Source organism: Vibrio atlanticus (genome assembly GCF_024347315.1).
In the GTDB taxonomy this organism is placed as follows: domain Bacteria; phylum Pseudomonadota; class Gammaproteobacteria; order Enterobacterales; family Vibrionaceae; genus Vibrio; species Vibrio atlanticus.
On sequence record NZ_AP025460.1, the window covers coordinates 1,271,496 to 1,294,318 of the forward strand.

General features: G+C 44.1%; 22 protein-coding genes. 16 read left to right on the forward strand and 6 right to left on the reverse strand.

The window, feature by feature from the left end:
* Positions 1-248: 248 nt before the first annotated feature.
* From OCV30_RS05810 to OCV30_RS05835, 6 genes are all read right to left on the reverse strand, one after another.
* Positions 249-1,208 (reverse strand): alpha-L-glutamate ligase-like protein, encoded by a 960-nt coding sequence (locus tag OCV30_RS05810; RefSeq protein WP_012603623.1) that lies wholly within the window; start codon positions 1,206-1,208, stop codon positions 249-251.
* 3 nt (positions 1,209-1,211) lie between these two features.
* Positions 1,212-2,717, reverse strand: coding sequence for an inactive transglutaminase family protein (locus tag OCV30_RS05815; protein ID WP_065678749.1), 1,506 nt, complete (start codon positions 2,715-2,717; stop codon positions 1,212-1,214).
* A 17-nt stretch (positions 2,718-2,734) separates the two neighbouring features.
* Positions 2,735-3,475 (reverse strand): ATP-dependent zinc protease family protein, encoded by a 741-nt coding sequence (locus OCV30_RS05820; protein ID WP_009846364.1) that lies wholly within the window; start codon positions 3,473-3,475, stop codon positions 2,735-2,737.
* A 265-nt stretch (positions 3,476-3,740) separates the two neighbouring features.
* Complete coding sequence (gene cmoB, locus OCV30_RS05825) at positions 3,741-4,712, reverse strand: tRNA 5-methoxyuridine(34)/uridine 5-oxyacetic acid(34) synthase CmoB (protein WP_009846365.1); 972 nt, start codon at positions 4,710-4,712, stop codon at positions 3,741-3,743.
* A 182-nt stretch (positions 4,713-4,894) separates the two neighbouring features.
* Positions 4,895-5,623, reverse strand: coding sequence for a carboxy-S-adenosyl-L-methionine synthase CmoA (cmoA, locus tag OCV30_RS05830; RefSeq protein WP_065678748.1), 729 nt, complete (start codon positions 5,621-5,623; stop codon positions 4,895-4,897).
* Between the two features lie 139 nt (positions 5,624-5,762).
* Positions 5,763-6,668, reverse strand: coding sequence for a DUF72 domain-containing protein (locus OCV30_RS05835; protein ID WP_065678747.1), 906 nt, complete (start codon positions 6,666-6,668; stop codon positions 5,763-5,765).
* A 594-nt stretch (positions 6,669-7,262) separates the two neighbouring features.
* On the opposite strand from OCV30_RS05835, the gene aspS reads away from it, so the two are divergent.
* The 16 genes from aspS (at position 7,263) to nadA (ending at position 22,280) form a co-directional block, all read left to right on the forward strand.
* The gene (gene aspS, locus OCV30_RS05840; protein ID WP_065678746.1) at positions 7,263-9,041 is read left to right on the forward strand and encodes an aspartate--tRNA ligase; all 1,779 of its coding nucleotides are present in this window, start codon (positions 7,263-7,265) and stop codon (positions 9,039-9,041) included.
* Between the two features lie 169 nt (positions 9,042-9,210).
* Positions 9,211-9,732, forward strand: coding sequence for a crossover junction endodeoxyribonuclease RuvC (gene ruvC, locus OCV30_RS05845; RefSeq protein WP_009846369.1), 522 nt, complete (start codon positions 9,211-9,213; stop codon positions 9,730-9,732).
* A gap of 176 nt (positions 9,733-9,908) precedes the next feature.
* Positions 9,909-10,520 (forward strand): Holliday junction branch migration protein RuvA, encoded by a 612-nt coding sequence (gene ruvA / locus OCV30_RS05850; RefSeq protein ID WP_017062079.1) that lies wholly within the window; start codon positions 9,909-9,911, stop codon positions 10,518-10,520.
* A 103-nt stretch (positions 10,521-10,623) separates the two neighbouring features.
* A complete protein-coding gene (gene ruvB, locus OCV30_RS05855) occupies positions 10,624-11,640 on the forward strand; it encodes a Holliday junction branch migration DNA helicase RuvB (protein ID WP_017105751.1) in 1,017 nt (338 codons plus the stop codon).
* Between the two features lie 552 nt (positions 11,641-12,192).
* Positions 12,193-13,779, forward strand: coding sequence for a cytochrome ubiquinol oxidase subunit I (cydA, locus tag OCV30_RS05860; RefSeq protein WP_065678745.1), 1,587 nt, complete (start codon positions 12,193-12,195; stop codon positions 13,777-13,779).
* 13 nt (positions 13,780-13,792) lie between these two features.
* The gene (gene cydB, locus OCV30_RS05865; protein WP_065678744.1) at positions 13,793-14,929 is read left to right on the forward strand and encodes a cytochrome d ubiquinol oxidase subunit II; all 1,137 of its coding nucleotides are present in this window, start codon (positions 13,793-13,795) and stop codon (positions 14,927-14,929) included.
* A 31-nt stretch (positions 14,930-14,960) separates the two neighbouring features.
* Positions 14,961-15,068 (forward strand): cytochrome bd-I oxidase subunit CydX, encoded by a 108-nt coding sequence (gene cydX / locus OCV30_RS05870; RefSeq protein WP_000270284.1) that lies wholly within the window; start codon positions 14,961-14,963, stop codon positions 15,066-15,068.
* A complete protein-coding gene (gene ybgE / locus OCV30_RS05875) occupies positions 15,061-15,363 on the forward strand; it encodes a cyd operon protein YbgE (protein WP_009846375.1) in 303 nt (100 codons plus the stop codon). The genes cydX and ybgE overlap by 8 nt, the downstream gene beginning before the upstream one ends.
* Before the next feature lie 172 nt (positions 15,364-15,535).
* The gene (gene ybgC / locus OCV30_RS05880; RefSeq protein ID WP_017104273.1) at positions 15,536-15,973 is read left to right on the forward strand and encodes a tol-pal system-associated acyl-CoA thioesterase; all 438 of its coding nucleotides are present in this window, start codon (positions 15,536-15,538) and stop codon (positions 15,971-15,973) included.
* Positions 15,963-16,646, forward strand: coding sequence for a protein TolQ (gene tolQ / locus OCV30_RS05885; protein WP_009846377.1), 684 nt, complete (start codon positions 15,963-15,965; stop codon positions 16,644-16,646). Before ybgC ends, tolQ begins: the two co-directional genes overlap by 11 nt.
* Positions 16,647-16,649: 3 nt before the next feature.
* Entirely contained in the window at positions 16,650-17,093 is a 444-nt protein-coding gene (gene tolR, locus OCV30_RS05890) for a protein TolR (protein ID WP_009846378.1), read from the forward strand.
* Positions 17,094-17,106: 13 nt separating this feature from the next.
* Positions 17,107-18,174, forward strand: coding sequence for a cell envelope integrity protein TolA (tolA, locus tag OCV30_RS05895; protein ID WP_065678743.1), 1,068 nt, complete (start codon positions 17,107-17,109; stop codon positions 18,172-18,174).
* Positions 18,175-18,186: 12 nt separating this feature from the next.
* Complete coding sequence (gene tolB, locus OCV30_RS05900; protein WP_009846380.1) at positions 18,187-19,539, forward strand: Tol-Pal system beta propeller repeat protein TolB; 1,353 nt, start codon at positions 18,187-18,189, stop codon at positions 19,537-19,539.
* A 111-nt stretch (positions 19,540-19,650) separates the two neighbouring features.
* Complete coding sequence (pal, locus tag OCV30_RS05905; protein ID WP_009846381.1) at positions 19,651-20,193, forward strand: peptidoglycan-associated lipoprotein Pal; 543 nt, start codon at positions 19,651-19,653, stop codon at positions 20,191-20,193.
* Between the two features lie 33 nt (positions 20,194-20,226).
* Positions 20,227-21,009, forward strand: a complete 783-nt coding sequence (gene ybgF, locus OCV30_RS05910) for a tol-pal system protein YbgF (protein WP_065678742.1) — start codon at positions 20,227-20,229, stop codon at positions 21,007-21,009.
* A gap of 209 nt (positions 21,010-21,218) precedes the next feature.
* Positions 21,219-22,280 carry a quinolinate synthase NadA gene (gene nadA, locus OCV30_RS05915; protein WP_065678741.1) on the forward strand — a complete coding sequence of 354 codons (1,062 nt, stop codon included), beginning with the start codon at positions 21,219-21,221 and terminating at the stop codon, positions 22,278-22,280.
* Positions 22,281-22,823 lie beyond the last annotated feature (543 nt).

Below are 22,823 nucleotides of genomic sequence, written 5' to 3' on the forward strand. Positions count from 1 at the left end.
GGTGTGAATACTTATGCGTGGGATTTACAGTGAATAGGGTATCTACACAAATTTGATGGGTTTTAATTGATTTTGATGGTGCGTATTTTTCTACTTCCTAAGCGGAATTAGCACAAATAAGTACCTTTTAATCTATTTTTGGCGTGAATATGTTGCTGAAGTAAGTGTATAGAAAGGATTGGGATGCAAGAGGCTATAGCCTCTTGCATCCCAATTTTTAGCCTAAAAGTTGAGTGACAAAAATTTGACTAGTTGTGACCGAACTGTTTTGCAGCGTAAGCAACACGCTCGGCAGGTTTTGGATATTCCGCTGGTGTGCCAAGGTTTTCAATATGATGCAGTCTAGGAAGTAGCCCTGCGCCGTTCGCGATTTGGATAGCTAAACCAGGGCGTGCATTAAGTTCTAGTACCATTGGGCCTTCTTCTTGGTCTAATACCATGTCAGTACCCATATAGCCTAAGCCTGTCATTTCCCATGCACTCGACGCTAGAGTTAGCAGCTTTTCCCAGTGAGGAACTTGTAATAACGCGAGTTCTTTACCTGTATCTGGATGGTGTGTAACTGGCTGGTCGAACTGAACAGCTCGAACCGCTTTACCTGTCGCAATGTCTATACCCACACCAACAGCACCTTGGTGCAAGTTAGCTTTACCATCTGAATCTGAAGTAGACAGACGCATCATCGCCATCACAGGGTAGCCTTTGAATACGATGATTCGTACGTCTGGCACACCCTCGTAGCTGAAGCCCTCAAAACACTCGTCAAACTTGATGAGGTTTTCGACCACGGCTACATCGTTCTTACCACCCAGAGAGAAAAGACCCGCGAGCGCGTTACTGATATGACGCTCCACGTCTTCTTCATTGATAGTAGAACCCGATGGTTTGGTGTAAACCCCATCTTTATGAGAGATCACAACAAGGATGCCTTTACCACCACTGCCTTGAGCGGGCTTGATTACAAAACCCGGCCACTCTTTAACCATCTTGTGGATTGTTTTTACTTCAGCTTGGTGACTAATAACGCCAATAAGCTTTGGCACTGTGGCGCCAGCCTGTTCAGCAATGATTTTAGTCTTAAGCTTGTCATCAACGAGTGGGTACTTGGAACGATCATTGTAGCGGCCAATATAACTATGGTTACGCTTGTTCATTCCCATTATGCCTTTGTCTTTCAACTTAAACGGTGAAGTAAATTGATCAAACATAACTTAGTCCTCCGTTAGCGGTTTAAAGCGACGAAGCTCGGTTAGACGGTAGCCTGTGTAGTTACCTAGTAACAAGATGGTCGCTAGAATAACAAGCTGTAAACCAATAAAGTTAAACGTTAAGTGCTGAATGAACGGGTTAGTCATACCTAAGTAAACAAGCACCGCGGTAAATAGAGAGCCGCCACCTTGAAGTACAACTTCTTTCGCGCCTTCTTCTTCCCAAAGGATAGACATACGTTCGATAGTCCAAGACAAGATAATCATTGGGAAGAACGTAATTGATAGGCCTTCTGTAAGTCCGATTTTAAACGCGACTACAGTAAATATCGAAATAATCATAATTACTGTAATAATTACAGCGGATATCCTGGCCACGAGCAATAGATTGAGTTTGGATAAGTAACTTCGTATTACAAGACCGGTACCGACAATTAGTAGGAAGCCAACAATACCGGTAACCAACTGTGTTTGAACGAATGCCACAGCAATCAGAACGGGCATGAACGTACCAGAAGTCTTAAGACCTATGATGACACGTAGGAACACAACAATCAGAGCACCGATAGGAATCAGCATGATGGTTTTAAACATCGCTTGCTCTTCTAGCGGTAGACTATGAATGGAAAGGTTTAACAGTTGATCCGCTGATACTTTACTGTTGGTTGCTTCAGTTGGAGTAACTTCCTGAGCAATCATAGAGAAGTGAACTTTACTGTTCTGACCGCCAACCACGTCTAATAGAGATACATTTGATTCATCCCAAATTAACAGGTTTGGTTGAACTTGCTGCTCGCTCGATTCAGGAGAGAATAGAACCCACTGGTTATTATCCCAAATTTGGTTCATGTGTTGGATTGATTGGCGACGACGTCCGTCTTCCAGTTCAATAACACCGACGACTTTGTTGTGGATTTTAGCGGCAGAAAGTAGCTTGTGTGTCGCTTCCACTTTGGTCATGTTATTCAGAATCAGCGCTGAGTTTTGGCTGTCTGGATCGTTAAGCGTTTTGATTAACTCACGAGTAAAGGTGATGTTGTCTGCTGAGCGCTTGGTTGCTCTGTCAATCAAAGCAAGGGCCGCGGCTTCTTCAGGACCATCAAAGCTTGGTTGAGCCACATCACCTTCTGGAGGTGTTGAGGTAACGTTCGCTTGGCTATCGACTAAGAACTGTGTCTTGTAGTAGATAGTCTGCGGACCATCTGCGTGACGAATTGACCACTCAGCACGGCGACCTGAATCTGTATTCAAGTACGAAATGCCATAGCCTGGTGATGAAGCTGACTCGCCGATAAGTGTAAAGTTAGACTGTGTGTGAGGTGCGGCTAGTGAAACTTTTGCTTCTTTGCCCACTGCATTGAATTCGATACGAGCTTCAATGTCCCAAACCTGATTAGTCTCGCCTGGAGTCCAGGGTACACCGTAGGTTGTATGTCTGAACATACTCAGGGTTATACCTGCCACGATGAGCAGGAAAATAGAGATATAAAATGGAATTCTTGACGTCATAGCTTACCCTACTATTGTTATTTAACTTCCGTTTGTACGTACTTTTTACTTACATCTACTAGCGCTATGTCTTTGATAAATTCGCGCCCTAGTAATACAGGGTGACTCATTTGAGAGCGATCCGCCAATGTAAATTGCGCTTTTTCATGGATTTTTCCGACTTTTACCCATAATTCGATCACAGCTCGACGTTCTGTCTGGTCATTGGTTGACTGACGGATTTTCACATAACGTACAACGGGCGCTTCGATCCATTTTTGGTCTTCTTTTGCTTGTGCTTTATCTGCCAAATGGAACTTAACCCAATCTTTACCGTTGCGTTCGAATTCTTTGATGTCGACGGCATTTAAAGAAGAGGTGGTTGCGCCAGTATCAACACGAGCATCGAAGCTTTGTTTGATAGAGTCGATCGATACTTTTTCAATACCGCCTAGAATAGTCGGCTGTGATGTAGGAGCGGTAGGTGCAGCTGCAACGGCAACAGGCTCGGCTTCTTTTAGCTCTTCAATGACCCTGTGTTCCATACTGGTCAGGTGAACATCTAATTGACTAGAAAGAGTGGTAATTTCGTCTTCCAAGCTTTCAATATAGTCACTTTGATTACTTAGCTGCAGTTCAAGATTTTGAACCTTGTTTGCGATGTTTGTCTCTGAGCGGGAAATAGCGTCGAGAGTTTCTTGATGGTAGGTAGCACCGCTCGTGAGGGTGCAACCAGAGAGCAAACCAACCGCCACGATAGGCGATAATCGCTTAAACATATAAAAACCTTTGGAAATTAGAGAATAGTTCAGACTATTTAGAAGTTTATCCCACAAAAAAGGATGCGTGAAGCATCCTATTGTAAGAGTCTGGTCATATTGAATCGCAATGTGAGCGCAACGAAAATTATTGTCACTTAAGGGCGCTTACTTATTAAACATGAGCGCAACTTTTGTACAATTAGTTCTCTTTTTTATCAAAATTCCCACATATAAATAACGATGGCTGTATGACGACAGAGCTTATGGTTTTGTGTAACAGAGCTTAAGGTTTTGTCGCTACTAGAATCGCACGCCTTGGTGCAGGGTGACCTTCTACGGTTTTACTTGGATCATTAGGATCTAAGTAATCCGGTAAAGAGTTGTGTGTCATCCACTCTGTTGTGCGTTGTTCGCCAATCGTTGTGACATTTTCATCAACGATACGCACGTCTTCAAAGCCTACCTGTTCAAGCCAGCGTTTTAGTGCGCGTGCAGATGGGAAGAAGTAAACGTTTCTCATTTGCGCGTAGCGATCCACAGGCACAAGAACAGCGTTTTCGTCACCTTCAATCACTAACGTTTCAAGTACCAGTTCGCCACCAGATACCAATTGGTCTTTTAGTTGAATCAAATGATCAAGTGGTGAACGGCGGTGGTAAAGCACGCCCATGCTGAATACAGTGTCGTAAGCTTCCAGTTTTGGCAGTTGCTCAATACCTAGAGGTAATAGGTGAGCACGTTGGTCGTCGCCCATCAATTTACGAATGGCTTCAAACTGAACCAAGAATAAGTGAGAAGGGTCGATACCCACCGTCAAGCGAGCGCCTTCACCTAGCATGCGCCACATGTGGTAGCCGTTGCCACAACCTACATCGAGAACCGAACGGTTTTTCAATGGAGAGATATGTGGAAGCACACGATCCCATTTCCAGTCACTGCGCCATTCTGTATCGATATGAATGTCGTGAACTGTGTAAGGGCCTTTTCTCCAAGGGTGGAAAGTCTTCAGTAAGCTTTCTAACTTTTTAAGTTCACCCGTGTGGAACGGTGTAGAGCTGCCAATCGTCACTGAGTTTTTCAGATCAACTTGGTCAGGCACACCTTGCGGGATTTTATTCAGTGCACGCAACCAACGGTCGAAGTCGCCGTGTTCTGCATTTTGCCAATCCGTCAGCTGTTGAGGAAGAACATTAAGCCACGGCTGAAGGCGAGTGTCTTGGGCAATGAGTTGATAAAAATTGGCAAAATTAAACATAGTTTTTCACTGAGTTAATAGGGTCAATAAACCCTAAAATAGAAATTAAATTTGTCATTCCCTACAGTGAGGGACGAACATGATAGGGAGTCTCGGTTTATCGTACTTGATAGAGACCCCCAACACGCTCCTTCCTCGCTCTTGAGGATGACATTTTAGTACGAGCTGACTGGGTATGTGCGCTATTTAATCGCGAACATTGAACCGAAGTTGAAGCATTGGAACCACACTTCGCGACTTGAGAAGCCAATCTTTTCAAAACGTTGCTTGTGAACTGTAATCGAGTCAGGACGCATCACGTTTTCAATTGCGCTGCGTTTCTGGCTGACTTCAAGCTCGCTGTATCCGTTTGCACGCTTGAAGTCATGGTGCAGGTCGATAAGCAGTTCATTTGAACTTTCGTCTTCGAATACGTACTTTTCAGAAAGGATTAAGATTCCGCCCGGGCGTAAGCCTGCATGAATTTTTTCAAGCAGAGCGTATCGGTCGTCAGGAGACAGAAATTGCAGTGTAAAGTTAAGCACCACAACAGAGGCGTCTTTGATTTCCACTTCACGGATGTCGGCTTCAATCACTTCTACCGGTGTGTCACTGCGGTAGGCGTTTACATGCAGCTTACAGCGTTCAACCATGGCTTCTGAATTATCGATAGCGAAAATCGTGCAGCCTTCTTGCTGAATGTGACGACGCATAGAAAGTGTCGCAGCACCAAGCGAGCAGCCAAGATCGTAAATATTTGAATGTGGCTTTACAAAGCGTTCAGCCAGCATGCCGATTGCAGAGATGATATTGCTATAACCAGGCACCGAGCGTTGAATCATATCCGGAAATACTTCAGCAACCCTTGCATCAAAGGTGAAGTCTCCAATTTTATCAATAGGAGCGGAAAAGATATTGTCTGTGTTGCTCATGGCATTTTCTCTCGACAGTCAGCGTAATTGGCACAAAATTTATACCAAATAAAAGGGGACGTATTTTACGTAAAAAAAGCGCGGCTGTCACGAAAACTGAGATTGATGAAAGTGAACGCTTGTTAGTAGTTGTTTACTATCAAAACATCGAGATTTGATGGTCGCCTTTTTGAGCAGGAAACTCCGCCAAATTAGGCAAGGTTATCTTTGTGTGTTCAGCAACTTGCGTCTGTAATTGCTTATAGATAGCAATCGCCAACTCAGGGGCGTGATTATTGTCTGGGGTGTGGATCATTAAATAAGGTTGTTTTCCTTCGTTTAACCAAGTCTGTAATTTCGCGAACCAAGGTTTAAAGAAAGCCAGATTGGGTTCCTTATCTGGATGACCAATAAAGCGAACCATCGGATTGTTTGCCGTCGCAATGGCATGAACCGGAACACGTGGTTTCTTTTGATGCGCGTCGATCACCGCTTCTGTGGTGGGTGGTGCGGAGAAAACAGGACGGCTATCCATAATGATGCGATTGATCCCTTCTTCTATTAACCAATGATTGAAACGTTTTTCAGCATCGCCTTTATCAAAGAAACCAAGGTGACGAACTTCAACGCCGAGCTGCATGTCTTTTGGAAACAAGGTACAAAATTTTTGCAGGGCAGGAAGCATGCTGGGTTCGAAGCTATGGGGCAATTGAATCGTCCACTGACCAATGCGCCTATGTAGGGGCGACATGGTGAGCAGAAATTCCTTGAGTTCGGCTTGGCAGTGTCTGAGTTGCTGCTGGTGGGTGATGAACTTAGGCAGCTTAAAAGTAAACTTGAAATCATCGTGACTCGCGGCTTTCCAGTTATTGATCGTTGAGACACTGGGTGTCGCATAGAAAGTCGTGTTGCCTTCAACGGTATGAAAAACTTGGGAGTATTTTTCTAAGCGCTCAGCGGGTTTTGTTCCTTTACCATAGAACTGACTTTGCCACTCGGAGTGAGACCACATTGTTAACCCAAGTCTTAGAGGTAAAGTTTCTGTTGTTATTACACGAGCATCCATCTATTACACCGTTATTTATCACGCCATCAGTCATTACAAAAAATTTTTGGGTTGAAATTAGGGCGTGTTGATCTTTCGAGCTGGTTTTTGCAGCGAGTTGCTGGGTATTTATACAAGGCAGAGGCTTTGATGTGTAGCTAGCCTACATGAGAAGCCGATAACGTAGTAGAAATGACCAGCAAACGCTGCCCGAAGGGTTCGAGCTGGGCGCCCCCGCAAAAAGCGTTTTACTCTTTGTTGAGGGAGATTTGCTTAGAATGACTAGGCTACTTCTCCCTCGCCGCGATTAAAACGCTTTTATCTCGAACAAAATTTAACCACGAAAGGTCAACGCGCCCTAAAATCTACTTTACGAGAGTTTTGCTGATTAAGGTACTTTCGAGATATAATTATCGCAATTTTTTCGGTTTTGATGAATCTTTGCGCACTTGATGGGCTAAAAATCAGCAAAGCCAGATAAAACACAATAAATTCGAATGTGGAAGGTCGATTTTAAGCGAGTTTCCGCGTATAAATGTTCCTTTGCTCTGTTGTGTGGAATGACCACTGACAGCTTGGAAATTAGTAAATAATTAAGAGATTGGGAAATTCATTATGCGTACCCATTACTGTGGTAACCTGAACAAGTCCCTGGCGGGACAAACTGTAGAATTGTGCGGCTGGGTAAACCGTCGCCGTGATTTAGGCGGTCTTATCTTTATCGATATGCGAGATCGTGAAGGCGTCGTTCAGGTTGTTGTCGATCCAGATATGAAAGATATCTTCCCGATCGCTAACCAACTGCGTAATGAATTCTGTATCAAGTTTACTGGTGAAGTACGCGTTCGTCCGGACAGCCAAGTAAATAAAGATATGGCGACGGGTGAAGTTGAGCTTTACGCAACAGGCCTTGAGATCATCAACCGTTCAGAAGCGCTTCCACTAGACTTCAACCAAACGAACTCTGAAGAGCAGCGTCTTAAGTATCGTTACATCGATCTTCGTCGTCCAGAAATGAGCGACCGTATCAAGCTTCGTGCGCGTGCTTCTAGCTTCGTTCGTCGTTTCCTAGACGAGAACCTATTCCTAGACATCGAAACGCCAGTACTAACGAAAGCGACACCAGAAGGTGCTCGTGATTACCTAGTACCAAGCCGTGTTCACAAAGGTAGCTTCTACGCACTTCCTCAATCTCCTCAGCTGTTCAAGCAACTGCTGATGATGTCTGGTTTTGACCGTTACTACCAAATCGTTAAATGTTTCCGTGATGAAGATTTACGTGCTGACCGTCAGCCTGAATTTACTCAAATCGATATCGAAACATCTTTCATGACTTCTCAAGAAGTGCGTAACGTGACTGAGAAGCTTGTTCACGATATGTGGAAAGAACTTCTAGATGTTGAACTAGGTCAATTCCCAGTAATGCCTTTCTCTGAAGCGATTCGTCGTTTCGGTTCTGATAAGCCAGATCTACGTAACCCACTAGAGCTAGTGGACGTTGCTGACTTGGTTAAAGACGTTGAGTTCAAAGTATTCTCTGGCCCAGCTAACGACGAAAAAGGTCGCGTAGCGGTTATCCGTGTTCCAGGTGGTGCTAAGCTAACTCGTAAGCAAATTGACGGTTACGCTGAACACGTAAACATCTACGGCGCGAAAGGCCTAGCTTGGATGAAGGTTAACGACCGTGCTGCAGGCATGGAAGGTATTCAATCTCCAGTTGCTAAATTCCTAAGCGAAGACGTAATCAACGGTATTCTAGATCGCACTCAAGCTGAATCTGGCGATATCATTCTGTTTGGCGCAGACAAAGCGGGCATCGTTGCTGAAGCAATGGGCGCACTTCGTCTTAAACTAGGTACTGATCTAGAGCTAACAGACACATCTGCATGGGCTCCACTGTGGGTTGTTGACTTCCCAATGTTCGAAGAAGACGGCGAAGGTAACCTACACGCAATGCACCACCCATTCACATCGCCACTAGGTGTGAACGCGGAAGAGTTAAAAGCGAACCCAGCAGCAGCAAACTCTGATGCATACGACATGGTAATCAACGGCTACGAAGTAGGCGGCGGTTCGGTACGTATTCATGGCGCAGAAATGCAAACGGCTGTATTCGGTATCCTAGGTATTGAAGCTAAAGAGCAACAAGAGAAGTTCGGCTTCCTACTTGAAGCACTTAAGTACGGTACGCCACCACACGCAGGTCTAGCATTCGGTCTTGACCGTCTAGCTATGCTTCTTTGTGGTACAGAGAATATCCGTGATGTTATCGCATTCCCGAAAACAACAGCAGCAGCATGTCTACTAACAGATGCGCCAAGCCTAGCAAACCCAGCATCACTGGAAGAGCTAGCAATCGCTGTTAAATTGGCAGAGAAGAAAGAGCAAGCGTAAGCCTGTTATCTTTCTCGTTGATGAAGAGATCCTAGTTGATAGAGAGCTCTTAATTAATTAGCCAAGATTTGTGAGTAAATTAGAAAATGCCCGTTAATTTGACGGGCATTTTTTTTTGCGTTCGATATACTAAGCTGAAAAGCATGTATAAATAATCAGTATTGAAGTTATGTCTATTATCTTGGGGATTGACCCTGGCTCTCGCATTACCGGCTATGGCGTGATTCGTCAAAATGGTCGCCATCTATATTACTTAGGTAGTGGTTGTATTCGTACTTCCGAAAAAGAACTGCCAGGTCGACTAAAACAGATTTATGCCGGTGTGAGCGAAATCATCACTCAGTTCCAACCGGATGTGTTTGCGATCGAGCAGGTTTTTATGTCGAAGAACGCTGACTCTGCACTTAAGCTTGGACAAGCTCGAGGTAGCGCGATTGTGGCAGCGGTGAATGCAGATTTACCTGTTCATGAATATGCGGCTCGTTTGATCAAACAAGCGGTGACTGGTAATGGTGGCGCTGATAAGTCTATGGTTCAGAATATGGTGATGAGCATGCTCAAACTACCCGCTAAGCCACAAGCCGACGCAGCCGATGCTCTAGGCGTAGCGATCACTCACGCTAACACCAATAAAACCTTGGTCGCACTTGCAGGAAAAGCAACGGGAGCAAGAAAAGGGCGTTACCGTTAATCTAGGTTCTGCGTTTTCTAAAAAACTGAGCCATGTGTTTTCCAAGCATATAGTTTTCAAAGCATGTAGCTCCCCAAGCTCAAATAATTCACTTCGAAAAAACACAAAGAACTGGATAAGTATCCAGTTCTTTTATATTCTGTCTTCCAAATTAAATTCCATCAAGAGAGTGAATTGTGATCGGACGTCTCCGCGGTACATTAATAGAAAAACAGCCACCAGAATTATTGATTGAAGTCAGTGGTGTTGGTTATGAAGTTCAAATGCCAATGAGCTGTTTTTATGAGTTACCAAACGTAGGCGAAGAAGCAATTATCTACACTCATTTTGTGGTACGTGAAGATGCTCAGCTACTTTATGGTTTTAACACGGTTAAGGAGCGTGCCTTGTTCCGCGAAGTGATTAAAGCGAATGGTGTCGGTCCTAAACTTGGTCTTGGGATTCTTTCAGGCATGACCGCTAGCCAATTCGTTCAAAGTGTTGAACGAGAAGATATCTCTACGCTGGTTAAACTGCCGGGTGTTGGTAAGAAAACCGCAGAACGTCTGGTTGTTGAAATGAAAGACCGCCTAAAAGGGTGGGGCGCGGGGGACCTGTTTACTCCAGCGACGGATGCAGCTCCTATTGACTCTATGCCAACTGTGCACGACGCGGAAGAAGAAGCGGTAAGTGCGCTACTTGCATTAGGCTACAAGCCGACTCAAGCTTCTAAGGTGGTTTCTCAAGTAGCTAAAGATGGCATGACCAGCGAACAGTTGATTCGCGAAGCTCTGAAATCGATGGTTTAATACCCGATATACTTGTTCTACAAAATAGACTCATTCACTTTGCCTTTACACAGAATCAAGAAGCGCAGAGTCAACAAGAGCATAGTTAGGAATAGCAGAATTTATGATTGAAGCCGATCGCCTTATTGCACCGGACAACCCAGTATTCAAAGATGAAGATGTTATCGACCGTGCAATACGTCCAAAAGCGTTAGCCGACTATCAAGGGCAGGACCACGTTCGTAACCAGATGGAGATTTTCATTCAAGCCGCTCAAATGCGAAATGAAGCTCTGGATCATCTGTTGATTTTTGGCCCTCCCGGTTTAGGTAAAACCACGTTGGCGAACATTGTTGCCAATGAAATGGATGTGAGCATCCGCACGACTTCAGGTCCAGTTTTAGAAAAAGCGGGCGATTTAGCCGCGCTATTAACTAACCTCGAAGAAAACGATGTGCTTTTCATTGATGAGATCCACCGCTTAAGCCCTGTGGTTGAAGAGGTTCTGTATCCAGCAATGGAAGATTACCAACTGGATATCATGATTGGTGAAGGCCCTGCGGCTCGCTCTATCAAGATTGACCTTCCTCCTTTTACTTTGATTGGTGCAACCACTCGTGCTGGCTCACTGACATCGCCATTACGTGACCGTTTTGGTATTACTCAGCGTCTTGAGTACTACAAGGTTGAAGATCTTCAAAACATCGTTCAGCGCAGCGCTGATTGCCTTGGACTTTCATTGGAGTCGGATGGGGCATTAGAAATTGCTCGTCGTGCTCGTGGTACACCGCGTATCGCGAACCGTTTATTACGCCGTGTACGAGATTACGCGGAAGTGAAAGCCGACGGACATATTTGCCCGGACGTAGCGGATAAGGCACTCAACATGTTGGACGTGGATGCCAAAGGCTTTGATTACATGGATAGAAAGCTTCTACTTGCGATTATGGAAAAGTTTGGTGGTGGTCCGGTCGGTATCGACAACATGGCAGCCGCGATTGGTGAAGAAAAAGATACGATTGAAGATGTATTGGAACCGTATTTGATTCAGCAGGGTTATCTGCAAAGAACACCAAGAGGTCGAATTGCTACCGACAGAGCGTATTTACACTTCGGAATAGACAAGCCCTCAAATCGTTAACTTATTCATGTCTAAAGATCCCAGTTGCATAAGCGCTGGGATTTTTTGGTTTTTATTGAATAACAACTCTTTGAGCAAATCGATAAAAAGGCTAAATAGAGAAATTCAAAAATGGAAACTTTGATTTCAAGTTTGATTTAGCCAACAAAAAATGAAATAAACTGTCATATCTTTTGTTAATACTTTATAGGTAGTTGTAATTTGGATGTTGAAGTGGTGCTGAGCTTTTGTCACAGATATCATGCGCGGTTATTAACAACGCTAAAATTGGTGTGATTTTAATCATGATTGTTTAAAAATAACTCTAATTTGCTTGAATAAAATTGATACAAATCAACGCAGACTTCTCCTATAAACCTTTTGAAACATACTGATTTTACCAGTAATATTAGCGCCAGCTATATTAGCTCATGCTTAACAATAATCTAACTATAACGGTACGTTTTTGCTACAAATTTCAATTTGTAATAACAATTATATAAATTGTTTTAACATGGATATTTGCGGTGAATAATCACACAAGTGTCATTCAGCCGACACAAAGGAGTTACCATGATTGATGTTGTTGATCTGTCGCGATTGCAGTTTGCATTTACAGCGATGTATCACTTCCTATTTGTTCCACTGACTTTAGGTATGGCATTTCTTCTTGCCATTATGGAGTCAGTATATGTAATGACTGGCAAACAAATTTACAAGGACATGACCAAGTTCTGGGGTAAATTGTTTGGTATTAACTTTGCTCTTGGTGTAGCGACGGGCTTAACCATGGAGTTTCAGTTTGGTACGAACTGGTCTTACTATTCTCACTACGTTGGAGACATCTTCGGTGCTCCGCTAGCTATTGAAGCGCTTGTTGCATTCTTCCTAGAGTCTACTTTTGTTGGTCTTTTCTTCTTCGGTTGGGACAGATTGTCAAAGCGTCAGCACTTAGCGGTAACGTGGTTAGTAGCACTTGGCTCTAACTTCTCAGCGCTTTGGATCTTGGTAGCGAACGGCTGGATGCAAAACCCAGTGGGTGCGGAATTTAACTTTGAAACCATGCGTATGGAAATGGTGAGCTTCGCTGAAGTTGTACTAAACCCAGTAGCGCAAGTTAAATTCGTACACACAGTGGCGTCTGGTTACACAACGGGTGCAATGTTCATCCTTGGTATCAGCTCATACTACATTCTTAAAGGTCGTGACCTTGCCTTTGCTCGTCGCTCTTTTGCGATTGCAGCATCTTTCGGTATGGCGGCGATCCTGTCAGTAATCGTACTAGGTGATGAATCTGGTTACGAGCTTGGTGAAGTTCAAAAAGTGAAGCTCGCTGCGGTAGAAGCAGAGTGGCACACTGAAGAAGCTCCAGCAGCATTTACTGTTTTTGGTATTCCAAACCAAGAAACAATGAATACTGACTACGCAATTAAAATCCCTTACGTAATGGGTATCATCGCAACGCGTTCGCTTGATACTGAAGTTACGGGCCTGCGTGACTTACGTGATGATCACGTTGATCGTATCCGTACTGGTATGTACGCATACGAGCTGCTTGAAAAGCTACGTGGTGGTGATCGTTCAGAAGAGAACAAAGCAGCATTTGATGAAGTAAAAGGTGACCTAGGTTACGGACTACTTCTTAAGCGCTATACAGACGACGTTGTTGATGCAACAGAAGACCAAATCCAAATGGCTGCGGATGATTCTATCCCAACAGTTTGGCCTCTATTCTGGTCGTTCCGTCTGATGGTTGCTTGTGGCTTCATCATGCTGTTTGTATTCGGTGCGGCGTTTGTTCAAACGTGTCGTCAGAAGATCGAACAGAAACCATGGGTACTTAAAGCGGCGCTATTCTCAATCCCACTACCTTGGATTGCGATTGAAGCAGGTTGGTTTGTTGCTGAATTTGGTCGTCAACCATGGGCGGTTGGTGAAATCCTGCCGGTTAACGTTGCTGCATCAGCACTGACTATTGAACAGCTTTGGACTTCTCTATTTGCAATTCTTGCACTGTACACAGTGTTCTTGATTGCTGAAGTTTACCTAATGCTGAAATTCGCACGTAAAGGTCCAAGTAGCTTAAAGACAGGCCGTTACCACTTTGAACAAAACGATAACTCTGTTGAAGACAAAGTTAGCCGTTCAGTCGAAGTATAAGTGAGGGAATATTATGTTTGATTACGAAAGCTTACGACTTATTTGGTGGGTATTGATCGGTGTTCTACTGGTTGGTTTCGCCGTAACTGACGGCTTTGACATGGGTGTTGCTGCTCTGTCTCCTGTTATCGGTAAGAGCGACACTGAACGTCGTATTATGCTAAACACGATTGCCCCTCACTGGGATGGCAACCAAGTATGGCTAATTACGGCTGGTGGTGCATTGTTCGCTGCATGGCCATTGGTTTACGCGACGTCTTTCTCTGGTTTCTACTTCGCAATGTACGTGACGCTAGCAGCACTTTGGCTACGTCCACTTGCTCTTGATTACCGTTCAAAGATTGAAGAGCCAAAATGGCGTAAGGCATGGGACTACGCACTTTGCTTTAGTGGCACAGTTCCGCCAATCATCTTTGGTGTAGCGTTTGGTAACTTACTGCAAGGTGTTCCATTCGAACTGAACTACCTGATGATGTCTAAGTATCATGGTACGTTCTTCGCTCTGCTAAACCCGTTTGCATTACTATGTGGCGTGTTGGCTCTGATGTTGTTCGTCATGCAAGGTGCAACATGGCTTCAAATGAAGACAACAGAAGAACTGCACAGCCGCGCACGTAACGTTGCTCAGATCACTGGCCTAATTGCTATTGCTCTGTTCGTTATCGGTGGTTTCTGGGTTCAATCTATCGAAGGCTATGTAATTACAAGCACGATAGACACGTTTGCTGATTCAAACCCACTAAATAAAGAAGTATCACTTCAAGTTGGTGCTTGGATGACAAACTTCGAAACGTATCCAGCAATGTGGGCTGCGCCGATTCTTGGTGTAGCAATGCCACTGCTTGCTGTGATTGCATCTCGCTTTGAACGCGGTGGTTTCGCATTCTTGTTCTCAAGCCTATCTAACGCTGGTGTTATTCTAACGGCTGGTTTTGCAATGTTCCCATTCGTAATGCCATCAAGCTGGAACCCTAACCATAGTTTGACTATGTGGGATTCAACAGCAAGTGAGCTAACGCTTGGTCTTATGACTGGAGTTGCGGCGGTAATGGTTCCTGTGATTCTTGGCTACACAACGTGGACATACTACAAAATGTTCGGTCGTCTAGATAAGAAACACATCGAAGATAACGACGTTTCAGCTTACTAAGCTAGAAGTTAAATAACTTAGGAGAAATTTTATGTGGTATTTCGCATGGATTTTGGGTGTACTTCTAGCATGTGCATTCGGCATCATCAATGCTCTATGGTTAGAGCATTCAGAAATGATGGATAAAGACAGTGAGTAATCTCGCAGAGCAAATCGCTAAACTGCATCAACCAATGGATAAGACTCTGTTAAGAGCTTTATCTCTAGTATTGGGTTTCATGCATGTAGGTTTAGTGATGTGGGAACCTGAAGCGTATGCGACAAGCATCGGTGGCTTTAACGCGATTATCGGGCCAATGTTCATTTGGGCAGCATGTTCAAGCATGGTTTACGGTATCGGATTTAAGCCGAGAGCTTGGATGTGGCAACTACTGTTCAGCCCATACGTTTCACTCACAATTTTGCTCTACCTAACGGTGCTGCGCCTTTTATAAAAGGCAAAGGATTTAGGTTCATAACGACGTGAACCTTTATACTTGTTGGGTTTTTAGCCAAAAAGAGGTCATCTTATACAGATGGCCTTTTTTTTCGTCTCTTAAATCAAAAAATTCACAGCGATATACTATTAATGATAAGGAGTTAGGTTATAGTGAGATCTTTATCGTTTTGAATTGTGGTATCAAATTGCAGGGATTATCTAAGCCATTTACGTGGCCAGTGACAGTGTATTACGAAGACACCGATGCAGGTGGTGTTGTATACCATTCAAACTATCTTAAGTTTTTCGAACGCGCTCGAACTGAGATGTTGCGCTCAATTGGCGTCTCTCAGCAAGTCTTGTTAGAACAAAATATCGGTTTTGTAGTCCGACATATGGACATCGATTTTATTCAAGGTGCGCGCCTTGATGATTCTTTACAAGTCATTACAAATATTTACGAGTTGAAGCGAGCTACCTTGGTCTTCTGTCAAGAGATCGTAAATCCTGATGGCAAAGCATTGTGTAAAGCAATGGTTAAGGTAGCATGTATCGACAATCAAAAAATGAAACCCAAAGCAATGCCAACATTTATTCTCACGGAGCTAACGAATAGTGACTGCTGAAATCTCAATCTTAGGCCTAATTTTAGAAGCTAGCTTACTAGTTAAGATGGTCATGCTAATTCTCATGGGCATGTCTGTTGTTTCTTGGGCGATGATCATCAAACGAAGCAAAGTATTATCTCAAGCTACTAAACAAACTGACGTGTTTGAAGATAAGTTCTGGTCTGGAGTTGATCTCGCTAAATTGTATCAAGAGAGTAATAAGCGCAAAGACGAACTCTCTGGTACTGAAGAGATTTTTTACGCCGGCTTCACAGAGTTTGCTCGCCTTCGAAAATCAAATGCAGCGTCTCCAGACTTCATCATGGAAGGCACTGGTCGTGCAATGCGTGTTGCGGTTGCTCGCGAAGTTGATGAACTGGAAACGAACTTACCTTTTTTGGCGACCGTCGGTTCTATCAGCCCATACATTGGCCTATTTGGTACGGTTTGGGGCATCATGCACTCATTCATTGCATTAGGTGAAGTGAAGCAAGCGACATTAGCAATGGTTGCTCCTGGTATTGCAGAAGCACTGATCGCGACAGCAATGGGCTTATTCGCGGCGATTCCAGCTGTGATGGCGTATAACCGTTTTAGCAGCCGAGTTGGTAAGCTAGAGCACAACTACGCGACTTTCTCTGAAGAGTTCCATAGCATTCTTCACCGTCAAGCGATGGCTGGCAGGGAATAATAGATGGCCGGATACCAACCTAAAAAACGCAAAATGACAGCAGAGATTAACGTTGTACCTTACATCGACGTTATGCTTGTTTTGCTGATCATTTTTATGGTGACTTCGCCATTTGTTACTCAAGGCGTAGATGTTGAATTGCCTCAAGCTTCAACGGCCAAATCTGCACAAGATCTATTGGGTGACGACAACGCGAGTTTCATTATCGTTGAAGTGAACAAAGATGGTGAGCTTGGTTTGAGCGTTAATAACGAAGAGGTTCAGCGAGGCTTGTCTCTGGAAGATATTATCGTCCGAGTGAAGGCGGAACTGTCTCTGAACCCAAATTCTCCAGTGGCGGTTGGCGGTGATGCTGCAACGCCTTACGCTGAAGTGGTTATCTTACTTGATGAATTAAGCCGTGCAGGTGTGCCAAAGGTTGGCCTTTTAACGGATATAAGGGAATAGCTCCGTAGCATTCATGAAAGCGAATAATAAAAAATCCAATAATTTTAGATCACCGCTTCTTATTTCTCTTGGGCTGCACGTCGTTTTATTCGTTGCGCTCATTTGGGGAGCGGATTTCACCATGTCAGAGCCAAAGCCTACAGGGCAGATGGTTCAAGCTGTGGTGATTGATCCTCAGTTGGTTCGCCAACAAGCTCAACAGATTCGTCAACAAAGAGAAGCGGCGAGCAAAAAAGAGCAAGAGCGTTTAGATAAACTAAGACGTGAAAGCGAACGACTTGAAAAAAACCGTAAAGCTGAAGAAGAGAACATTCGAAAGCTGAAAGAAAAGCAAGCTAAAGAAGCCAAAGCGGCTCGCGACGCGGAAAAGCGTCGAGTTGAAAATGAAAAGCAACGTAAAGTTGAAGAGGCTCGCTTAAAACAAGAGAAAAAGAAAGCCGCTAAAGCAGAAGCTGATCGTAAGTTGAAAGAAGCCGCGGTTGTGAAAGCAGAGAAAGAACGCAAGGCAAAAGAAGCGGCCATTGCTAAAGCTGAACAAGAACGCGTGGCGAAAGAAAAAGCCGCGAAAGAGGCCGCTGAAAAAGCTCGTAAAGAAAAAGAAGCTGCTGAGCGTGCTGAGAAACAACGTATAGCGAAAGAGAAAGAAGCGGCAGCCGCAGCAGAAAAAGCTCGTAAAGCGAAAGAAGCGGCAGCAAGAGCGGAGAAAGAGCGTAAACAGCAAGAAGCGGCATTGAATGATATTTTTGCTGGGCTTGAAACTGAGGCGACTCAAAACTCTTCAGCAAGACAACGATTTATTAGTGATGAAGTGCAGCGTATTGGTGCTATCTATACCCAACTGATTCAGCAGAACCTCTTGTTAGAAGACAGCTATAGAGGGCGCTCATGTAGAGTGAATCTTAAGCTTATTCCTGCGGGTTCAAGCGCTATTTTGGGTAGTTTGAGTATCTTAGATGGCGACAACCGTTTATGTGCCGCAACGAAGCGTGCGGTAGCACAAGTGCAATCTTACCCGTTACCTAAGGACCCAGACATTATAAAATCACTGAAAGACATTAACTTAACTGTATCACCAGAGTAAAAGGACGAACTTGTGTTAAAGAAACTATTACTGAGTTTTGTTTTCTTAATAGCTACAAGCAGCCAGTTTGCCCATGCGGCACTGGAGCTGGTTATTACAGATGGTATTAACTCTGCACGACCTATCGCTATTGTTCCTTTCCGTTGGGAAGGCGCAGGACCATTGCCTCACGATGTGTCAGCAGTTATCGCTTCTGACTTGCAACGCAGTGGTAAATTCAGCCCAGTTGCGACAAGTAAAATGCCTCAAACGCCTTACAGCGAAACCGAGGTGAATTTTGATGCTTGGACTAACCTAGGTGTTGATTCACTACTAACAGGTAGCATCACTAAAAATGCCGAAGGGCAGTATGTGGTGAACTACCAACTGATCGACATTGTCCGTGGTCAACTGACTAAAGGGCAAAGCCGTGCACTAAGCGATGAAGGCCAATTAGTACTTTCTAAAGATCATGTGCTGTTCAACAAGAAAGCGACAGTGCCTGGTAAACGCTTGAGAGAGTACGCACACCGAATCTCTGATTTAGTGTATGAAGAGCTAACGGGTGAGAAAGGGGCGTTTCTAACGCGTATTTCTTACGTAGTTGTGAACGACAAAGACAAATACCCGTACCAGCTTCGTGTTGCTGACTACGACGGCTTTAACGAGCGTTTGGTGCTTCGTTCTAAGCAGCCTCTTATGTCACCAGCGTGGTCGCCAGACGGTAAGAAGCTTGCGTATGTGAGTTTCCAAAATGGCCAAGCAGAAATATTTATAATGAATATTTATACGGGTGAGCGCGAGAAAGTGACGTCATACCCTCGTCATAATGGTGCGCCAAGATTCTCGCCAGATGGTAAAACATTGGCGTTGGTATTGTCGAAAACAGGCAGTCTTCAGGTGTACACTCTCGACCTTGCTAGCCGTAAGCTGACTCAAATTACCCGCGGTCGTTCTAACAATACTGAACCATTCTGGCACCCAGATGGCAAGTCTCTAATTTTCACATCTGATCGTGGTGGTAAACCACAGATTTATAATGTAAATTTGTCAAATAATTCGACATCTCGTATTACTTGGCAAGGTAGCCAAAACTTAGGTGGCCAGATCACCCCTGACGGACGATTCCTGATTATGGTTAATCGTAGCAATTCGGGCTTTAATTTGGCTAAACAAGATTTGGAAACCGGTGCGGTTCAGGTGCTAACAAAAACATTGTTAGATGAATCTCCAAGTATTGCACCGAATGGAGGTATGGTTATCTATAGCTCTATTTACAATAAAACAAACGTACTATCGATGGTTTCTATCGATGGTCGTTTTAAGGCTAGATTACCAGCAACGAACGGACGCGTAAGAGCGCCTTCGTGGTCACCGTTTCTCTAGTTGATTTGATATATTCTTTTAGCTATTGATAGTGTTAACTATTGTGGCATTTAACTATCTATAGCACTTAGTCGCTGTAGAAACTAAGTTTGATAACGTAAGGAAAAAAAGATGCAACTTAACAAAGTTCTTAAAGGCTTGATGATTGCACTACCAGTGATGGCAGTAACGGCATGTAGCTCAACTGATGAAGCAACTTCTGCTACATCTGGCACAGAAAGCAACCAAACAACTTCAGGTTCAGAAGGCAACGTAGATACAACTGTTGTAACGCCAATTGACGCTAACGGTCAACTGTCTGAGCAAGAGCTTAAAGAGCAAGCGCTACGCGAAACTCAAACAATCTACTTCGCATTCGATAACTCTACTATCGCTGGCGACTACGAAGAAATGCTTGCAGCTCACGCAGCATACCTAGTTAAGAACGTTGATATGAACGTTACTGTTGAAGGTCATGCTGATGAGCGCGGTACTCCTGAGTACAACATCGCACTTGGTGAGCGTCGTGCACAAGCTGTAGCGAAATACCTACAAGCTCTAGGTGTTCAAGCAGACCAAATCTCTATCGTAAGCTACGGTGAAGAGAAGCCACTTCTTCTAGGTCAATCTGAAGACGTGTACGCTAAAAACCGTCGTGCAGTACTAGTTTACTAATTTCAGTAGGCTATATAATTGAGGAATTGCCTCATGTTCAGTAACACAAAGCGAGTCATTTTGCTTTCGTTACTGGCAAGTGCAGCGAACACTACGTTCGCTGCACCAGCTCCAGTATCCGATCTCAATAGCACCGCAACAAATTCATCATCTTCCTCTCGATCAGCATCTAACGAATCAGATATTGAGCGTTTAGAGCGCTTGCTTCAAAATCGTAATCTCGTTCAGCTTCAAATGCAGCAGCAAATCGACGATATGTCACTGGAGATCAGTGAACTTCGTGGTGAGTTGGAGCGAAACAGCTACGATATGAAACAAATGCTCGATCGCCAACGTGAATTGTTCATTGAACTGGATCGTGTGAGAGGCGAGGTGAAAGCAGCAGGAACAGCAACGGTAGCAGTAGCAGCGAGCGAAGGCTCTAAGGATGCTTCTGGTACGTTCAGTACTGATGTTGATGAGCAAACCGCTTATCAAAATGCTGTAGATATGATTCTAAAGCAGCGAGACTACACGGGTGCGATTGCAGCATTCCAAAAGTTTCAAAAAGACTTCCCAGACTCGACCTTCACGCCTAACACCCATTATTGGTTAGGTCAGCTTTATTTCGCTAAAAAGCAAGATAAGGAAGCTGTGAAGAGCTTTGCCGCTGTTGTGTCATACAAAGACTCCAACAAGCGCTCTGATGCTCTGGTTAAGCTTGGTGACATAGCTACGCGTAACAACAACGCGACGCAAGCTAAGAAATATTACCAGCAAGTTGTAACCGAGTATCCAAACAGTGCTTCGGCTAAAGTGGCTAAAACCCATTTGTAAACAAAATAGGGGTGCTCAGGTACCTCTTTTTTATATCTGATCACTTTCTTTTTGTGTCTACTTCTCTTCTTTGTAATGCCAACGCATCGCTTTGTTTATGCGTTTTAAGCATTAGTTAGTCATCGCTTGAAACCAATCCTTTTTGATCCCAATCGCTGTCCTGTGTAGAATACTCTAATTCTCGGAAGAAGTTGCGTAGAGCAAGAGCAATGAGTCATATACTAGATAAAATCGATACAGTTTACCCGTTTCCGCCTAAGCCAGTTCCACCGAGCGACGCTCAGAAGCAGGCCCACATCGCAAACATAAAAACACTACTTCAAGAAAAAGATGCAGTTCTAATTGCACACTACTACACAGATCCTGAAATTCAGGCCCTGGCTGAAGCAACTGGTGGTTTTGTTGGCGATTCATTAGAAATGGCTAAGTTTGGTAACCGCCATTCTGCAAGCACTTTGATCATCGCTGGCGTTCGTTTTATGGGGGAGTCAGCAAAGATTCTTACACCTGAAAAACGCATTCTAATGCCAACACTAGAAGCTGAATGTTCTCTTGATCTTGGCTGTCCTGCAGACAAATTTACAGAATTTTGTGATGCTCACCCTGACCATACAGTGGTTGTATACGCGAATACCTCTGCGGCTGTTAAGGCTCGTGCAGACTGGGTAGTTACGTCGAGCATCGCTTTAGAAATCGTTGAAAGCCTAGACGCTGAAGGCAAACCCATTATTTGGGGCCCAGATCGTCACCTAGGTTCTTACATCGCAAATCAAACTGGCGCTGACATGTTGCTTTGGCAAGGTGAGTGTATTGTTCATGACGAGTTCTCAGCTGATGCTTTGAAGAAAATGAAATCAGTATACCCAGAAGCGGCTATTTTGGTTCACCCAGAATCACCAGCAAGCGTGGTTGAACTGGCTGACGCTGTTGGTTCAACAAGTCAACTGATCAAGAAAGCAAAAGAGCTGCCTCATCCACAGATGATTGTCGCGACAGACAAAGGTATCTTCTTCAAAATGCAGCAACTGGTTCCTGAAAAAGAACTGATTGAAGCGCCAACAGCAGGTGCCGGTGCAACTTGCCGTAGCTGCGCACACTGTCCTTGGATGGCAATGAACGGCCTTGAAGCGATTGAAAATGCGCTTGAGAATGGTGGCGAGCAACACGAGATCTTCGTTTCTGACGAACTGCGCGTGAAGTCCCTTATCCCATTGAACCGCATGCTAGATTTTGCTGAGCAGCTTAACGTGCAAGTGAAAGGCAACGCTTAATCTAATGACGTGAGGTTATAAATAATCCAATATTTATAACTATGCAGTCTTTATAATGTGGTGCATTTGTCATCATTAAAAAACCAGCCGCAGTGCTGGTTTTTTTGTATCTGAATATTAGCCTTAGTCTAGTCTCATTAGCTGCTGCAATTTACACTAGGTATGACCAATCGTAGCAAATACCACTATTAGTAATAGCTATCAGTTAATAAGTCCTGATTTTTATGGACATGGTACGTCTGAGACAGAGTGTTCACGAGCCAGTATCAGCGAGATGGTTAGTCCGCACGAGCGCTTTAGGAGGAGAGCAATATTCGATTATTGGTGTCAGTGATAGCGGAATTGCAGGTTACCGCTTAACTGTTCATGAGATGAGTAGGATTACGTACTCAGCCTGCTAATCATTTGCTCAAGTACCTCTCTAAAGCTCTTAACTCTGTCTCAGATTAACTCTACATAAGCTTAATACTGTCTTATTTTTAATTTTTCTTCCCTTCTTCATGAATAGGGCGTCTCGTTAGGTGCTCGAACCATCAAAAATCA

Coding starts and splice junctions, on each gene's coding strand:
- OCV30_RS05810 (WP_012603623.1), bottom strand. CDS start 1,208: ATGTTTGATCAATTTACTTCACCGTTTAAGTTGAAAGACAAAGGCATA.
- nadA (WP_065678741.1), top strand. CDS start 21,219: ATGAGTCATATACTAGATAAAATCGATACAGTTTACCCGTTTCCGCCT.
- cmoA (WP_065678748.1), bottom strand. CDS start 5,623: ATGAGCAACACAGACAATATCTTTTCCGCTCCTATTGATAAAATTGGA.
- OCV30_RS05820 (WP_009846364.1), bottom strand. CDS start 3,475: ATGTTTAAGCGATTATCGCCTATCGTGGCGGTTGGTTTGCTCTCTGGT.
- cydX (WP_000270284.1), top strand. CDS start 14,961: ATGTGGTATTTCGCATGGATTTTGGGTGTACTTCTAGCATGTGCATTC.
- aspS (WP_065678746.1), top strand. CDS start 7,263: ATGCGTACCCATTACTGTGGTAACCTGAACAAGTCCCTGGCGGGACAA.
- ybgF (WP_065678742.1), top strand. CDS start 20,227: ATGTTCAGTAACACAAAGCGAGTCATTTTGCTTTCGTTACTGGCAAGT.
- tolR (WP_009846378.1), top strand. CDS start 16,650: ATGGCCGGATACCAACCTAAAAAACGCAAAATGACAGCAGAGATTAAC.
- OCV30_RS05815 (WP_065678749.1), bottom strand. CDS start 2,717: ATGACGTCAAGAATTCCATTTTATATCTCTATTTTCCTGCTCATCGTG.
- OCV30_RS05835 (WP_065678747.1), bottom strand. CDS start 6,668: ATGGATGCTCGTGTAATAACAACAGAAACTTTACCTCTAAGACTTGGG.
- ruvC (WP_009846369.1), top strand. CDS start 9,211: ATGTCTATTATCTTGGGGATTGACCCTGGCTCTCGCATTACCGGCTAT.
- tolA (WP_065678743.1), top strand. CDS start 17,107: ATGAAAGCGAATAATAAAAAATCCAATAATTTTAGATCACCGCTTCTT.
- ruvB (WP_017105751.1), top strand. CDS start 10,624: ATGATTGAAGCCGATCGCCTTATTGCACCGGACAACCCAGTATTCAAA.
- cydA (WP_065678745.1), top strand. CDS start 12,193: ATGATTGATGTTGTTGATCTGTCGCGATTGCAGTTTGCATTTACAGCG.
- cydB (WP_065678744.1), top strand. CDS start 13,793: ATGTTTGATTACGAAAGCTTACGACTTATTTGGTGGGTATTGATCGGT.
- cmoB (WP_009846365.1), bottom strand. CDS start 4,712: ATGTTTAATTTTGCCAATTTTTATCAACTCATTGCCCAAGACACTCGC.
- pal (WP_009846381.1), top strand. CDS start 19,651: ATGCAACTTAACAAAGTTCTTAAAGGCTTGATGATTGCACTACCAGTG.